This window comes from Paenimyroides tangerinum (assembly GCF_003865405.1).
Lineage (GTDB): Bacteria > Bacteroidota > Bacteroidia > Flavobacteriales > Flavobacteriaceae > Flavobacterium > Flavobacterium tangerinum.
The window spans coordinates 1-18,053 of sequence record NZ_RQVQ01000002.1 but is presented as its reverse complement, the minus strand read 5'-3'; the positions used below and the strand labels follow the sequence as shown (position 1 = coordinate 18,053).

Annotated in this window: 4 protein-coding genes; all 4 read left to right on the top strand. The window is 34.2% G+C overall.

Annotation, left to right across the window (positions count from 1 at the left end):
- Window positions 1–27: 27 nt before the first annotated feature.
- The 4 genes from rpoB to EG240_RS00855 all read left to right on the top strand — a co-directional run bounded on the left by rpoB (window position 28) and on the right by EG240_RS00855 (window position 16,837).
- Window positions 28–3,840 (top strand): DNA-directed RNA polymerase subunit beta, encoded by a 3,813-nt coding sequence (gene rpoB / locus EG240_RS00870; RefSeq protein WP_125016460.1) that lies wholly within the window; start codon window positions 28–30, stop codon window positions 3,838–3,840.
- A 285-nt stretch (window positions 3,841–4,125) separates the two neighbouring features.
- A complete protein-coding gene (rpoC, locus tag EG240_RS00865) occupies window positions 4,126–8,418 on the top strand; it encodes a DNA-directed RNA polymerase subunit beta' (RefSeq protein ID WP_125016458.1) in 4,293 nt (1,430 codons plus the stop codon).
- A 4-nt stretch (window positions 8,419–8,422) separates the two neighbouring features.
- Window positions 8,423–8,719 carry a DUF3467 domain-containing protein gene (locus EG240_RS00860; RefSeq protein ID WP_125016456.1) on the top strand — a complete coding sequence of 99 codons (297 nt, stop codon included), beginning with the start codon at window positions 8,423–8,425 and terminating at the stop codon, window positions 8,717–8,719.
- A gap of 147 nt (window positions 8,720–8,866) precedes the next feature.
- Window positions 8,867–16,837 carry a fibronectin type III domain-containing protein gene (locus EG240_RS00855; RefSeq protein ID WP_125016454.1) on the top strand — a complete coding sequence of 2,657 codons (7,971 nt, stop codon included), beginning with the start codon at window positions 8,867–8,869 and terminating at the stop codon, window positions 16,835–16,837.
- Window positions 16,838–18,053: the final 1,216 nt, after the last annotated feature.

The following is an 18,053-nucleotide window of genomic DNA, read 5'->3' as shown; positions in this document are numbered from 1 at the left end:
ATTTTTTAATCAAAATTTTTTCCATTGATGATTACAAATCAGACTGAAAGATTAAATTTTGCCTCTACCAAAAATATCCCAGCTTTCCCAGATTTCTTGGATATTCAGGTAAAATCGTTTCAAGATTTCTTTCAATTAGAAACGAAATCTGACAATAGAGGTAATGAAGGTTTATACAAAACCTTTATGGAAAACTTCCCAATTACTGATACAAGAAATCAGTTCGTGTTAGAATTCCTAGATTATTTCGTAGATCCACCTCGTTATTCTATCGAAGAATGTATCGACAGAGGTTTAACTTATAGCGTTCCGTTAAAAGCACGTCTTAAGCTTTATTGTACTGATCCAGAGCACGAGGACTTCGAAACTATCGTTCAGGATGTTTACCTAGGTACAATTCCTTACATGACGCCTAGTGGAACTTTTGTAATCAATGGAGCGGAGCGTGTTGTAGTGTCGCAATTGCACCGTTCACCTGGTGTATTCTTTGGTCAATCTTTCCACGCTAATGGTACAAAGTTATATTCAGCTCGTGTTATTCCTTTCAAAGGATCATGGATTGAATTTGCTACAGATATCAATAGTGTAATGTATGCTTACATCGACCGTAAGAAAAAGTTACCTGTAACTACTTTATTTAGAGCAATCGGTTTCGAAAGAGACAAGGATATCCTAGAGATTTTCGACCTTGCAGAAGAAGTAAAGGTTTCTAAAACGGGACTTAAAAAGTATGCTGGAAGAAGACTTGCTGCTCGTGTATTAAACACTTGGCATGAAGACTTCGTAGATGAGGACACTGGAGAAGTAGTATCTATTGAGAGAAATGAAATTATCTTAGACCGCGACACGGTATTGGATAAAGATAATATCGAAGAAATCATTGATGCTAATGTAAAATCAATTCTTTTACATAAAGAAGATAATAATCAGGCAGATTATACAATCATCCACAATACATTACAGAAAGACCCTACAAACTCTGAAAAAGAAGCTGTAGAACACATTTACCGTCAATTACGTAATGCTGAACCGCCAGATGAAGAAACTGCGCGTGGTATCATTGATAAATTATTCTTCTCAGATCAACGTTATAACTTAGGTGAAGTTGGTCGTTACAGAATGAATAAAAAATTAAATCTTGATACTCCAATCGATAAGCAAGTTTTAACAAAAGAAGATATTATCACTATTGTTAAATACTTAATTGAGTTAATTAACTCTAAAGCTGAAATCGATGATATTGACCACTTATCTAACCGTCGTGTACGTACAGTAGGTGAACAATTATCAGCTCAATTCGGTGTTGGACTTGCTCGTATGGCTCGTACAATCCGTGAGCGTATGAATGTTAGAGATAATGAAGTATTTACACCAATCGATTTGATTAATGCTAAAACTTTATCATCTGTAATCAATTCATTCTTTGGTACGAATCAGTTATCTCAATTTATGGATCAAACCAATCCATTAGCAGAGATTACACATAAACGTCGTTTATCTGCACTTGGACCTGGAGGTCTTTCTCGTGAAAGAGCCGGATTTGAGGTACGTGACGTTCACTATACGCACTACGGTCGTCTTTGTCCAATTGAAACTCCTGAGGGACCAAACATTGGATTGATTTCGTCTTTAGCTGTGTATGCAAAAGTTAATGGTATGGGATTCATCGAAACTCCATATCGTAAAGTAACTGAAGGAAAAGTTAACTTAGTTGATACTCCGGTTTATCTTTCTGCTGAAGAAGAAGAAGGAAAAATCATTGCTCAAGCAAACGTTCAGATGGACGAAAATGGAACAATCACTGCTGATCGTGTAATTGCACGTGAAGAGCACGATTTCCCTGTTGTTGAGCCTTCAATGGTTGACTATACTGACGTTGCACCAAATCAGATTGCGTCTATTTCTGCTTCATTAATTCCTTTCTTGGAACACGATGATGCGAACCGTGCTTTGATGGGATCAAACATGATGCGTCAGGCAGTTCCATTATTACGTCCAGAAGCTCCGATTGTAGGAACAGGTTTAGAAAAACAAGTTGCTACAGATTCTCGTGTTTTAATTAATGCAGAAGGAGAAGGTGAAGTAATTTATGTAGATGCACAAAAGATTACAATTAAATATGATCGTACAGATGAACAAAGATTAATTTCTTTTGATCCAGACGATAAAACATATAACTTAATTAAGTTCAGAAAAACCAACCAAAGTACTTCTATTAACTTAAAACCAATCGTAAGAAGAGGTGATAGAGTTACAAAAGGACAAGTTCTTTGTGAAGGTTATGCAACTCAAAATGGTGAATTAGCATTAGGTCGTAACTTACAAGTGGCGTTTATGCCATGGAAAGGTTACAACTTTGAGGATGCAATCGTAATTTGTGAGCGTGTAGTTCGTGATGATATTTTCACTTCTATCCACGTTGATGATTATACATTAGAAGTTCGTGATACGAAATTAGGTAACGAAGAATTAACCAACGATATTCCTAACGTTTCTGAAGAGGCTACTAAAGACTTAGATGAAAACGGTATGATTCGTATTGGTGCTGAAGTAAAACCTGGTGATATTTTAATCGGTAAGATTACTCCAAAAGGAGAATCAGATCCGACTCCAGAAGAAAAATTACTTCGTGCTATCTTTGGTGACAAAGCTGGTGATGTAAAAGATGCTTCTTTAAAAGCTTCTCCATCATTAAGAGGTGTTGTTTTAGATAAAAAATTATTCGCAAGAGCAGTTAAAGATAAACGCAAACGTTCTAAAGATAAAGAAGATATCGCTTTGATGGATACTAAATTCGAAGTGAAATTTAATGAATTGAGAGAGCGTTTAGTTGAGAAATTATTCTTTATTGTAAATGGAAAAACGTCTCAAGGAGTAATGAATGATTTGGGTGAAGAAATTTTACCAAAAGGTAAAAAATACACTCAAAAAATGTTATATGCAATCGAAGATTTTGCTCACTTAACGAAAGGACAGTGGACAACAGATGAGCATACAAACGATATGATTGCTGACTTGATTCACAATTTCAAAATCAAATTAAACGACTTACAAGGAGTTTTACGTCGTGAGAAATTTATGATTACTGTTGGAGATGAATTACCATCAGGAATTTTAAAACTTGCTAAAGTATATATTGCTAAAAAACGTAAACTTAAAGTAGGTGATAAAATGGCGGGACGTCACGGTAATAAAGGTATTGTTGCGAAAATTGTTCGTGATGAAGATATGCCTTTCTTAGAAGACGGAACTCCAGTTGATATCGTGTTAAATCCACTTGGGGTACCTTCACGTATGAACATTGGACAGATTTATGAAACGGTTTTAGGATGGGCTGGTAAGAATTTAGGTCGTAAATATGCAACTCCAATTTTTGATGGTGCTAATTTAGATCAAATCAATGCTATAACTGACGAAGCAGGAGTTCCTAGATTTGGACATACATACTTATATGACGGTGGAACAGGTGATCGTTTTGACCAAAAAGCAACAGTTGGTGTAATTTACATGTTGAAATTAGGACACATGGTTGATGATAAGATGCACGCGCGTTCAATCGGACCATACTCTTTAATTACACAACAACCATTAGGAGGTAAAGCACAATTTGGAGGTCAGCGTTTTGGAGAGATGGAGGTTTGGGCTTTAGAAGCTTATGGTGCATCTTCTATATTACGTGAGATCTTAACTGTAAAATCAGATGACGTTATCGGTAGAGCTAAAACTTACGAAGCTATCGTAAAAGGCGAAACGATGCCAGAACCAGGTTTACCAGAATCATTCAATGTATTAATGCATGAATTAAAAGGTCTTGGTTTAGATATCAGATTAGAAAGTTAATAAATTAAAATCAAAGTAATCAGTTCAGAATTCTATCTGGACTGATTACCTATTTATAAAGTTTTTAGGATTTATACCCGTAAACCGTTCCGATTTTTTATAAGAAATTATAATTAGCACTTCAAACAAATTTTGAGGTTTAGAGAAGTAATCCGAGGTATTTAAGTCAAAAAGTCAAAAAGTCAAAAGTTTAAAGTAAATGACAGCTTTCTAAACTTAATAATTTTAAGATTAAGACTTAAAAAGAATCAATTTTTAATTGCAAGTAAATCAATAGTAAAAACTATGATGAATAAAAATAATAATAAAGATAAAAACGTAACCGTTAAAAAATTTGATAAAATTTCTATCGGTTTAGCCTCTCCAGAATCAATTTTAGCTGAATCTAGAGGTGAAGTTTTAAAACCTGAAACGATTAACTATCGTACGCACAAACCAGAGCGTGATGGTTTATTCTGTGAGCGTATTTTCGGACCTGTAAAAGATTACGAATGTGCTTGTGGAAAATACAAAAGAATCCGTTATAAAGGAATCGTTTGTGATCGTTGTGGAGTTGAAGTAACTGAGAAAAAAGTTCGTCGTGATAGAGTAGGTCATATCAACTTAGTTGTGCCAATTGCACATATTTGGTATTTCCGTTCTTTACCTAACAAAATCGGTTATATTTTAGGATTACCTTCTAAGAAATTAGATATGATTATCTACTACGAACGTTATGTAGTTATTCAGCCGGGTATTGCTAAAACTCCAGAAGGTGAAGCAATTAATAGATTAGATTTCTTAACAGAAGAAGAATATTTAAATATTTTAGATACTCTTCCGTTAGAAAATTTATATTTAGAAGATAATGATCCAAATAAATTCATCGCTAAAATGGGTGCTGAATGTATTATGGATTTATTAGAGCGTACAGATTTAGATGCTTTATCTTACCAATTACGTCACGCTGCTAATAACGAAACTTCTAAACAAAGAAAAACAGAAGCTTTAAAACGTTTAAATGTTGTTGAATCATTCCGCGAATCGAACTTAAACAGAGAAAATCGTCCAGAATGGATGATTTTAAAAGTAATTCCAGTTATCCCACCAGAATTACGTCCGTTAGTTCCACTAGATGGAGGTCGTTTTGCAACTTCAGATTTAAATGATTTATACCGTCGTGTAATTATCCGTAACAATCGTTTAAAACGATTAATGGAAATTAAAGCACCAGAAGTAATCTTACGTAACGAAAAACGTATGTTACAAGAAGCGGTAGATTCATTATTTGATAACACACGTAAAGCAACAGCTGTTAAAACAGAATCTCAACGTCCGTTAAAATCATTATCTGATTCGTTAAAAGGTAAACAAGGTCGTTTCCGTCAAAACTTATTAGGTAAACGTGTAGATTATTCTGCTCGTTCGGTAATTGTTGTAGGTCCTGAATTAAAATTATTCGAATGTGGTCTTCCAAAAGATATGGCTGCTGAACTTTACAAACCATTCGTGATTCGTAAATTAATCGAGCGTGGAATTGTAAAAACAGTTAAATCTGCTAAGAAGATTATAGATAAAAAAGAACCTGTAGTTTGGGATATTCTTGAAAATGTAATTAAAGGTCACCCAGTTTTATTAAACCGTGCTCCTACGTTACACCGTTTAGGTATTCAAGCATTCCAACCTAAATTGATTGAAGGAAAAGCGATTCGTCTTCACCCATTAGTATGTACGGCATTCAACGCCGATTTCGATGGGGATCAGATGGCGGTTCACTTACCATTAGGACCTGAAGCTATTTTAGAAGCTCAATTATTAATGTTAGCTTCTCACAATATCTTAAACCCTGCGAATGGTGCGCCAATTACGGTACCTTCTCAAGATATGGTTCTTGGGCTTTATTATATGACGAAAATTCGTAAATCTACTCCAGAATTAGAAATTAAAGGAGAAGGTTTAACGTTCTATTCAGCTGAAGAGGTGAATATTGCAATCAACGAAGGACGTTTAAACTTAAATGCTCAAGTTAAAGTACGTGCAAAAGATTTTAATAAAGAAGGAGAATTAGTTTATCAAATTATTGAAACTTCTGCTGGACGTATCTTGTTTAACGAGGTAGTTCCAGAGAAAGCTGGTTTCATCAATGAGGTTTTAACTAAAAAATCTTTAAGAGATATTATTGGTAAGATTTTAGAAGCTACAGATGTTCCAACAACTGCTAAATTCTTAGATGATATGAAAGATATGGGATACGGTTACGCATTCCGTGGTGGATTATCATTCTCTTTAGGAGATATTAAGATTCCAGATCAAAAACAAGGTATGATTGATGATGCTAACGAACAAGTTGAAGGTATCTCAATGAACTATAATATGGGTCTTATTACTAACAACGAACGTTACAATCAGGTAATTGACGTATGGACTTCTACAAATGCTATGTTAACTGAGTTAGCAATGAAAAACATTCGTGAAGACCAACAAGGATTTAACTCAGTTTACATGATGCTTGATTCTGGAGCGCGTGGATCTAAAGAGCAAATTCGTCAGTTAACAGGTATGCGTGGTTTGATGGCTAAGCCTAAAAAATCTACTTCTGCAGGTGGAGATATTATCGAAAACCCGATTTTATCAAACTTTAAGGAAGGATTATCGATCTTAGAATACTTCATTTCTACTCACGGTGCTCGTAAAGGTCTTGCCGATACGGCGTTAAAAACTGCCGATGCAGGATATTTAACTCGTCGTTTACATGACGTTGCTCAAGATGTAATTGTAAACTCTGTAGATTGTGGTACTTTAAGAGGTATTGAATTCGAAGCATTAAAGAAAAATGAGGAAATCATTGAATCTTTAGGGGAAAGAATTTTAGGACGTATTGCTATTGCTGATGTAATTAATCCATTAACTAGTGAGGTAATTATTCCTGCTGGAGTTGAGATTACAGAAAAAGAAGCTAAAGCAATCAATGCATCTCCATTAGAGCGTGTTGAAGTACGTTCAGCTTTAACTTGTGAAGCGAAAACAGGTATCTGTGCTAAATGTTACGGTCGTAACTTAGCTAATGGTAAAATGGCGCAACGTGGTGAAGCAGTTGGTGTAGTAGCCGCTCAGTCTATTGGTGAGCCTGGTACACAGTTAACGTTACGTACATTCCACGTTGGAGGTACAGCGGGTAACATCTCTGAGGTTTCTACTTTAGTTACTAGATTTAAAGGACGTGTTGAAGTTGAAGATCTTAAAACTGTTAAAGGAGAAGATAACGAAGGAAACATAGTTGATATCGTAATTTCTCGTTCTACTGAATTAAAATTATATGACGTAAACACTGGTATTTTATTAAATACGCATAATATTTCTTACGGTTCTACTATCTTTGTTAAAGATGGTGATATTATCGAAGAAGGATCAACAATCAATAAATGGGATCCATATAACGGAGTTATCGTTTCTGAATTCACAGGAAAAGTTGCTTATGAAGATTTAGAACAAGGACAAACATTCCAAGTTGAAATCGATGAGCAAACTGGTTTCCAAGAGAAAATTATCTCTGAATCTAGAAATAAAAAATTAGTTCCTACTTTATTAATTTATGATAAAGATGGTGGATTAATTCGTTCATATACATTACCAGTAGGTGCTCACTTAATGGTTAATGATGGAGAGAAAATTAAAGCTGGTAAAACATTAGTAAAAATTCCACGTAAATCTTCAAAAGCAGGAGATATTACCGGAGGTTTACCTCGTATTACAGAATTATTAGAAGCTCGTAATCCATCTAACCCTGCAGTTGTATCAGAAATTGATGGTGTAGTTTCTTTCGGAAAAATAAAACGTGGTAATCGTGAAGTAATTGTTGAATCAAAATTAGGAGATATTCGAAAATATTTAGTAAAATTGTCGAATCAAATCTTAGTTCAAGAAAACGATTATATTAAAGCGGGAATGCCATTATCTGATGGAGCTACAACTCCGGATGATATCTTAAGAATTCAAGGTCCATCTGCTGTTCAACAGTATTTGGTAAATGAAATTCAAGAGGTTTACCGTTTACAGGGTGTAAAAATTAATGATAAGCACTTTGAGGTAGTTATTCGTCAAATGATGCGTAAAGTTAGAATTGAAGATCCAGGAGATACTTTATTCTTAGAAGAACAATTGGTTCATGCTTCTGACTTTATTGCTGAAAATGATCGTTTATTCGGATTGAAAATTGTTGAAGATGCTGGAGATTCTTCTAATTTAAAAGAAGGTCAGATTTTAACAACAAGAGAATTACGTGACGAAAACTCTATCTTAAAACGTGAAGATAAAAACTTAGTAGTAGCTAGAGATGTTGTTCCTGCTACAGGAACTCCTGTTCTTCAAGGTATTACAAGAGCTTCGTTACAAACGAAATCGTTTATTTCGGCAGCTTCGTTCCAGGAAACAACTAAAGTATTAAATGAAGCAGCAGTAGCTGGTAAGGTTGATACTTTAATGGGATTAAAAGAAAACGTTATCGTTGGACATAGAATTCCTGCAGGAACAGGTATGCGTGAATATGATGATATCATTGTAGGAACTCAACAAGAAGTAAAAACGGATTTAAATTTCTAATATTATGAAAGAAGATAAGGACGGTCAATTAAATATTGAAATCGATGAGCAAACTGCTCTTGGAGTTTATTCCAATTTGGCTGTTGTTAATCATTCTAATTCAGAGTTTGTTTTAGATTTTATCAACGTGATGCCTGGAATGCCAAAAGCAAAAGTACGTTCACGTATTATTGTTACACCTGAGCATGCCAAGCGCCTTCTTAGAGCACTTCAAGAGAATATCTCGAAGTACGAAAAGGAATATGGTGATGTCAAAGAACAAACAAATACTATAAAGATAAATCCAATAGGACAAGCTTAACTCAAAACCGCTAGGAAACTAGCGGTTTTTTTTATGTTGCATTTTCCCTTTTTTTTTAACCGTATTATTTTAAAATCAAAAAATAATTTCCTTAATAACTGTTAAACAAAAAAAAAATTACGAATTATTAATTTATTAAAAACTACAATGATTAAAAGATTAAATCGGCTGTATAGCCAGCTTTTACTGGGGTTAGTGCTCTTTAGTACTGCTTCGATTCATGCGCAACAAACGCATCTGTTGTTGGATCCGGCTGGGGCGGGAGGTTTTGAATTAGGTACAACATTCGCAGATAACGGATGGACTGTAGTTAATGGATCTCAAACTAATAAATGGGTTTTAGGTTCAATCCCTACTTGGTTTGCTGGGAATGGAGGTGCTTATATTTCTAATGATAATGGAGTAAGTAATGCTTACACACATTCTATATCTAGAGTTCATTTTTATAGAGATATTATTTTTCCTGTTGGTGCAGAAAGTGTTAGTATAAACTTAGATGTCTTTCAAGCTGGTGAATCCACTTGGGATAATGTATTAGTTTACATTGCAGATACTTCTATTCTACCTTCGGATCTTGGTCCTGTTGGATCAGCTACGACTGATACTTCTTGGACAGGATACGTTGATGGTACAACAGGTTATTTTTTAGATAGAAAAGCCGGTGCTACATCTGCTACTCTGTCTAATATCAACATAGATTTAACTGCGGATCAAGTTAACTATGTTTCAGGAAATACAAAACGTTTGATTATTACTTGGAAGAATGATGGCGGTGGAGGAGTTCAACCTCCAGGTTCAGTTGATAATATTAAAGTTGAAGCTCATGTACCAGTTTGTTTTATGGTAAATGGCTTATCGACTTCAGATGTAACTAATACATCATTTACAGCAAGTTGGACACCAGAAACAAATGTTACTGGGTATTCATATGAAGTACGTTTGTCTGGTTTGCCTGGTTCTGGAGCAAATGGTTTGGCCTCAAGTGGAACTTTGGCAGCTGACGTAGCTACTTTTAATGCTACTGGATTGTTCGGAAATGCAACTTATAATGTATATGTTAAAAAGAATTGTTCTGATTTATTAGGATCTAGTCAATGGAGACAAATTAGTGTGACTACTCTATGTGGAATATCAACTTATTTTGTGGAAGGTTTTGAAACTACTCCTACTGGAGGAACTGCTACTAATCCAATTGTACCGACATGTTGGTCTGCTATTGATTCTGGAGCAGGATATGTGTATGTTACCGCAACGTCAAACTTTCAGAGTGTTCGTGGTTTAGCTATTAGTAATAATGCCGACGTTCTAGGTAATTATTTAGCAGTTTCTCCAAAGACTGATAATTTAGGTAATGGGTCAGCAAGACTACGTTTTAGAGCTAAAACAACATCTACTACTGGAGTAAGTCCTACGCTAAAGGTGGTGACATTAGCAAATGCAAATAATTTAGATGGTGTTGTTCAAGTTGAAAGTTTTTCACTTACTAACGATTATAATGAGTATGTTGTTTATTTGCCAGCTGGTACAAACGACTATTTTGCATTTCAACACGGTTTAGATGCTGCATCAAAGGTTATATATATTGATGACGTAAATTATGAATTGATTCCTTCATGTGCTACTCCATTACCATTGAATCTTGTTAATGCGACTTCAAATCAAGTTACCGTTTCTTGGCCTGTATTGGCAGGAACTGCGGCATCTTCTAATTTAAATTATGAAATCAGAACAGATGGTACATTACCTGGATCTGGTGCGGTTGGTTTAGCTGCTTCAGGAAATGTAATTGCTTCTGCTGGTCAAATTACAGTGTCTGATTTAGATCATTCAGAGCAGTATGTTTTTTATATTAAAGCAGTTTGCGGATCAGAAGAAGACTTTTGGACTTCTGTTGATTTCTTAACGACTTGTCAAGTAGCAAATGAAATCTACGAAAATTTCGAAACTACTGCAACTAATGGTACAGCTGCAAATCCTGTTGTTCCTTATTGTTGGGCAGCAATTGATTCTGGCGCGGGCTATGTTTATGCAACAACTGCATCTAAATATGGTGGTGCGAAAGGAGTTACATTGAGTAATGGGACCGATACTGAAGGAAATTATTTATTAGTTTCACCAGAAACAAATAATTTAGGTAATGGTTTAGCAAGAGTTCGTTTCAGAGCTAAAACAACATCTACCGCAAATCCAGCTACTACATTAAAAGTAGTTTCTTTAGCGAATCAAAATAGTGTTGATGGAATTGTTGAGATACAAACTATTAGTTTATCTACAGATTATAACGAATACGTTGTTTATTTACCTGCGGGAACTAATGATTACTTTGCCTTTAAGCATGGTTTAAATGCGGCTTCTCGTCTAATTTATATTGATGATGTTCATTACGAATTAATTCCTGCATGTGCAACACCATCACCATTATCAGTTACTGCTGCTTCATCAAGTACTGTAACGGTTTCATGGCCAATTTTGGCAGGTGCAGCTGGTTCATCAAATTTAAACTACGAAGTTAGACCGGTAGGTTCTTTACCAGGTTCAGGTGCTGACGGTTTAGTAGCTTCAGGTACTGTTATTGCTTCTGCAGGTCAAGTAACTGCTACTGGATTAGATCATTCTACACCATATGTTTTCTATATTAAAGCATCTTGTGGTTCAGAATCAGATTTATGGACTAGAGTGAGTTTCTCAACAACATGTCAAGTAGCAACTGAAATATTCGAAAGTTTTGACACAACTCCAACTAATGGTACAGCTACATTACCAGTTGTTCCAAATTGTTGGGGAGCAATTGATTCAGGAGCTGGTTCTGTTTATGTAACTGCTGTTTCAAACTCTGCAAGTGTTCGCGGAGTTACATTGGCTAATGGTGCTGATGTTTTAGGTGATTACTTATTAATATCTCCAGAAACGAACAATTTAGGAAATGGTGGATATAGAATTCGTTTTAATGCTAAGACAACTTCTACTTCAGTAGATCCTGTAACGACTTTGAAAGTAGTTACATTACCTAATCAGAACTCTACTTCTGGAATGCAAGAGATAAGATCTATTGAATTGACTACAACACATACTGAATATATTGTTGATATACCAGCTGGTACGAATGATTATTTTGGTTTTAAACATGGTTTAGATGCTACATCAAGAACTATATATATTGATGAAGTTTATTATGAACCAATTCCGGCATGTCCAAGTCCAAATTATTTAGTTTTATCAGATATAACATCAAGTGCTGTTACACTTTTCTGGCATACTACTTCTGGTTTAACTACAACAGGTCAGTATGAATATGAAGTTAGAACATCTGGAGAGCCAGGTTCAGGTGCTGAAGGTTTAGCAACTACAGGTTTTATAACCAATTTTAACACACCTTTTACTATAACTAATTTAGATCATACAACAGATTTTACTTTATATTTAAGAGCTAATTGTGGTTCAAATTCAGTAGATACTTGGAGAGAAATTTCTTTTAGTACTTTATGTGGTGTTTATACTGAAATTAACGAAGCTTTTGATGATACTCCAGTAGGTACTAATTTATCTCCTAGAGTCCCAAATTGTTGGGCTTTTGTTGATGGTGACGGTACTGCAAATGGATATGTTTCTGTTAATGCTGGTACAAATATTTCTACTCCAAGACGTATAATAATGTATAATGGAACTGGTACAGAATCTGATTTCTTCTTAATTAGTCCTGAAACTAATAATTTAGGTGAAGGAACAAAACAATTACGTTTTTTTGCTTACGGTAATACAGCTGAAGTTGAATTAACTGTGGGTAAAATGAACGGACAATCTGATTCATCTATTTTTACACCACTTCAAACGATTCAATTAGGTGCATCATATACCGAATACGTAGTTCAATTACCTAATCAAAACGAAACAGATGACTTTTTTGCATTTAAATTAGCTGCTTCAGAAAATGCTAGATATGTGTATATTGATGATGTGTTTTACGAAGATATTCCAGCTTGTTCAGATGTTTTATTTAATACAGTTTCTGTGTCTTCAGTTACAAATAATTCAGCTGTTTTAAATTGGTCTAGTGTTGCGACTAATTTTGACATTGAATACGGTCCTGACGGATTTACACCTGGGCAAGGAACAACTTTAACGAATGTTACTAATAACTATTTATTAACAGGTTTACAAAGCGGAACGGCTTACGATTTCTATGTACGTAGTAATTGTGGCGTAAATGGTATTGGAGAATGGAGTACTCCTGTTGGAGGTTTTACTACACAAACTGTAGTTGCTTCACCTTGGTTTGAAGGTTTCGCAACTACAACCTTACCACAAGGGTTTATAAGTGATCCAGCTCAAAGTAGTATTTCTTCAACTTATAATTCAATTATAGCCATGTCTGGAAATTCAATTGGTTATAATTTATGGTCAACTAATAATTTAAAAACACTTACAACAGTTAATGTTGGTCCAATTCTTCCTAATGATAAATTGTCATTTAATTATTATTTTGAGGACTTTAGTGATGATTTTGGAGTTTTGCCGGAAATGGGTAATTTCGAAGTTCACATTTCTACAGATTTTGGAGCAAATTACACTCTATTGGCTACGATTAATAGTCAAAATATTTTAGGATGGCAGAATTTTGAGACTTCTTTAGCTTCTTATATCGGTCAGGTTGTGAAGGTTAAAATTGTGATGAATCGTAATACAGAAATTACGTCTGATATTATTTTTGCTTTTGATAATTTTTACATTGGATCATGTGGTTTACAAAATGCTCCAGTTGTTACGAATACGACAACTACGAGTGCAAATTTAGAAATCGCAGGTGCCTCAACTGATAGTTATCAAATTGAATACGGAATTGCTGGTTTTGCTCAAGGTTCAGGAACTGTATTTTCATTTACAGGAAATACAGCTATATTAACAGGTTTAACGGAATCTACATTATATGATTTTTATATTAGAAAAGTTTGTAACGATATTCCAAGTAATGCAATTTTAGGAAAGTATAGTTTTGTTACAGCTTGTCCTGCATTTGTAGGTGGATTTACGGAAAGTTTTGATACCACAACTGTTGGTTCTGCGACTAATCAAATTGTTCCAAATTGTTGGACTTTTATTGATTCAGGTATTGGTTCAGGTTATGTAACTACCTCGAATAGCGCTTCTGCTCCTAGAAATTTTTATATAACGAATGCTAATTCTACTGTAAATACAACCTATATGTTAGTTTCTCCAGAAACGCAAAATTTAGGTAACGGTACCTACCAAGTTTCGTTTAAGGCTAGAGGTACTGTTGGAGCAATTGTTAAAGTTGGGACAATGACAAATAAATTAGACGCAACTACATTTGTTGAAATTGCACAATTCCCTCTAACAACAACTTATCAGACATTCACTGTGTATTTACCACAAACTGAAGCTGATTATTTTGCATTTAGTCATTTTTCTGAAACAACTAGTAAACCAATTAATATAGATGATGTGGTTTATGAACCAATCACAAATATCGAATGTGCTTTACCAATCAATATCGATTTTGTTAAAAATTTCGATACAATGTCTGCTGATTTATCTTGGATGTCGCCAGGTGCAGCTCTTTCAAATAATTTTGAAGTGCAATGGGGCATAACTGGATTTGTACAAGGAACAGGAAATATACTTAATGTTACTAATCCTTTTGCTACACTTTCAAATTTAGTTTTAGGTGAATCGTATTCTTTCTATGTACGTAGAATTTGTGCTGATGGAAATACTGCATGGGTTGGCCCATTTACAATAGATATGAGTTACTGTGAAACTTCAGGTACAGCTTTCGATGGCGATGGAATGGTAGAGATGAACATAGATGGTGTTGTTGTTGATGTTGAATTAGAAGATAATTATTTAAGTTTAGTTGGGGATCCATTAGTTCAATTCACAGCTGGAGAAAATGTTGATTACACATTCTTGTATAATACAGGAAGTGACGAATATTATACTCATATTTGGATAGATTATAATCATGATGGAGTTTTCTCTAATTCTGAAAAAGTAGTTTTATCAAATAATGAACCTGTTACAGATGGTGCTGGTGCTGGAAATACACATATTTTAGAAGGTAGTTTCGTAGTGCCAAACTTAGGTGTTTATGCGTCAGGTGAGTATCGAATGAGAGTTGTCGGTAGAGAACTTACTTCTGTATTTGATCCATGTACTCCAGGTGTAAATTCATTCACAATCGACCTTATGGCTGATATTTCTTTCCCATGTATTCAACCAACTGAAATAAACTTCCCTGATGTAGGTTTTGATTATGCTGTGATTGATTGGGTAGGACAAGGATCTAGCGATTTCGAAATTGAGTATGGTATTACAGGTTTTACTCCTGGATCAGGAACAATTGTTCAAAATGTTTCGAAACCATATACATTACAAGGTTTAACTTCTGGTGTGACTTATGATTTTTATGTTAGAAAAAAATGTGTGAATTCTTTCAGTGTTTGGAGTGAGGTTGCTTCAACTTACGTTTTCTGTAATAGTTTAGAACCAGTTGGAGAATCTTCTCAAACTTTAATACAAGACGAATTATTATCAGATTTAGTAATTGAGGGTGATAATCTTAAGTATTATACAGATCCAGATTTACTTAACGAAGTTCCTGCTTCTACTCCTGTTCTAGCAAGTTCTACTTATTTTGTTACTCAAACATTAACATGTGAGAGTGATTCATATTTAGTTGTTACAGTAACAGTGACACCAAGAATTGATGAGCCAGTTGTTTCTACAACTCAAGAATTTTGTGGTAGTACAATTTTAGCAGACATAGTAGTTCAAGGTTTACCTGGAGCAATTGTTAATTGGTACGCTGATTTAACAAGTAACGAAACTTTAGCTCCAGAAACGGTGTTAACTCAGGGTACTTATTATGTTAGTCAAACAGATGGTTTAACTACTTCGCACAGAGTTGCTGTTAATGTGATTGTTAATCAAACTCCTATTGATTTAATTTCTACTGAAATTCTGGTATGTGGATATGCAAATTACGGATCATTAGAAGTTGGTCAATTAGAAGGAGCAATTATGAAATGGTTTACTTCTTTAACATCAACAACTCCAATTCCAAATACACAAGCAGTAGTAAGTGGAACTTATTATGTAACGCAAAGTTTTGGTATTTGCGAATCTAATAGAATAGAAATTGAAGTTTCTGCATTTGATGGATTGTCAACTCCGATTGCTGCAATTCAAACATTTTGTGGTTCTGCAACAGTCGCACAATTAGTTGCACAAGGTACACCAGGTGCTGAATTGAAATGGTTTGCTTCTGCAACATCAACATCTGAACTTTCAGTAAATTCACAGTTAAGTTCAGGAACTTATTATGTTGAACAACGTAGTAATGGATGTGTTTCTGCTAGAAGAGCAGTTGCTGTTCGTGTTGTTTCTTTATCAGCTCCGGTTGTAGAGTCGTTTACGTTCTGTGGTTCAGCTAATGTTTCAGATTTGATTATTACTTCACAATCTGGAGTAACTCATAAATGGTATATTTCTCCATCAAGTACAGATGTATTGTCACAAGATGCAACTCTTGCTACTGGTGTTTATTTTGTATCAAGAGTTCAATACGGATGTGAGTCTCAAAGAACCCCAGTGCAAATTAATATTTTAACATTACCATCTGCTCCATCTGGATCAGCAGTTCAAACTTTCATTGAAGGTTCTGTTATTTCTGATTTAGTATTAAATCAAAATAATATCACTTGGTATGCTTCTTATTTAGATTCTCAAAACGGAGTTAATCCTCTAGTTGCAGATATGCCATTAGTAAACGGTCAAACATATTACGCTGTAATTATTGGTACTAATGGTTGTCCAAGTTTACCATTTGCAGTTACTGTAGATGTTTATTTATCAAGCGATCAGTTCGATAAAAACGAATTAAAATATTACCCTAACCCAGTTGATGACGTATTAACTATTTCTTACTCAGAAACAATCACTCAAATCGAGGTGTTTGACTTATTAGGAAAACGTGTTAAAACAATTCAAACTAATGAAAATGAAGTAAAAGTTGATTTATCAAATCTTCCTTCTGGTACATATTTAGTTCAACTAAAAACTGATACAAAACAACAATTTGTAAAAATCATTAAAAGATAAGCGTAAGCACTTTTAATTAATAAAAAAAGCGATTGCAGGATAGAAGAAATTTTATCCGCAATCGCTTTTTTCTTTACGCTCTTTTTTCTGGGCGTTCCCTCGCTCATTATATATAAGAGTAAAATGATATTCTGCTGAAACCGCTCGGTCGGGCTTTCCGCTAAATCTTTTTTGTTTCTATCGGTTATTCATTTTATGTCATTCTGAACTTGATTCAGAATCTCATTTTTAAATGACATTCCGTTTTTAAACAAAAAAGGATACCGCTCCAATCCCTAACGCAACCTGAGTCATGTAGTCCAAAGTTTAAAGTCCAAAGCCTAAAGTTAACCTGCAAGGTTTTCCAAAACCTTGTAGGTTTATATTAAACTTGATTAACTTCGTTCAGTCATAAGCTCATGTTTGAATCTCATTCATTTTGTCATTCTGAACTTGTTTTACCTCGTACGGTTCGCAAGCTCGGATCAGAATCTCATTTAGTTATGTCATTAAGTTTTGAAGCTATTAAGGTTTAAAGTTCAAAGTTAACCTGCGAGGTTTTTTAAACCTTGTAGGTTTATATTAAAATAAGCTTATTCAGAAAATTCAATTTTCATCATCTGTGTCTTTTCATTTTTAAAATATTATTTTTTCCAATTGAATATATCATCCGTTCATCAGTGTTGTATTTGATTCAACTCCAATAGAGTTTCAAACTCTGATGGAGCTTTAATTTTTCTTTATACGTTAACTTACAAGGTTTATATCTAACAAAGTTTACATAAATAAGAAGTATTCAATATCTTTCATTATTTCATTTTTCAATCATTAAATTTTAAATTTTGAAATTTCATCTGTGCATCTGTGCATCTGTGCATCTGTGGTAAAAAAGTATTTTTATACATAATATGATTCCTCAATTTTCATTTTCAAATCCTCGAATCGGCAAATTCACAAATTTTAAAAACTCCAAATCATTAAATATTAGTAAACTAAAAAATAATCAAAAATTAACTTCAAAAAAGCTTGTTTGGCACGAGAATAAGGCGGTATATTTGCACCGTTGAAAAACAGAAGTTCATACAAATCACGAAAAACAAATTTAAATTTTAACAAAAATAAATTTGGAAGATAAACTAAAAGAGTTGTAGTTTTGCAATCCGATTCTCAAACGAGAAAAGGTGCAGAAGTTCTACAAATACTGAGAAAAACTTTCAAAAATATTTCTAAAATAAAT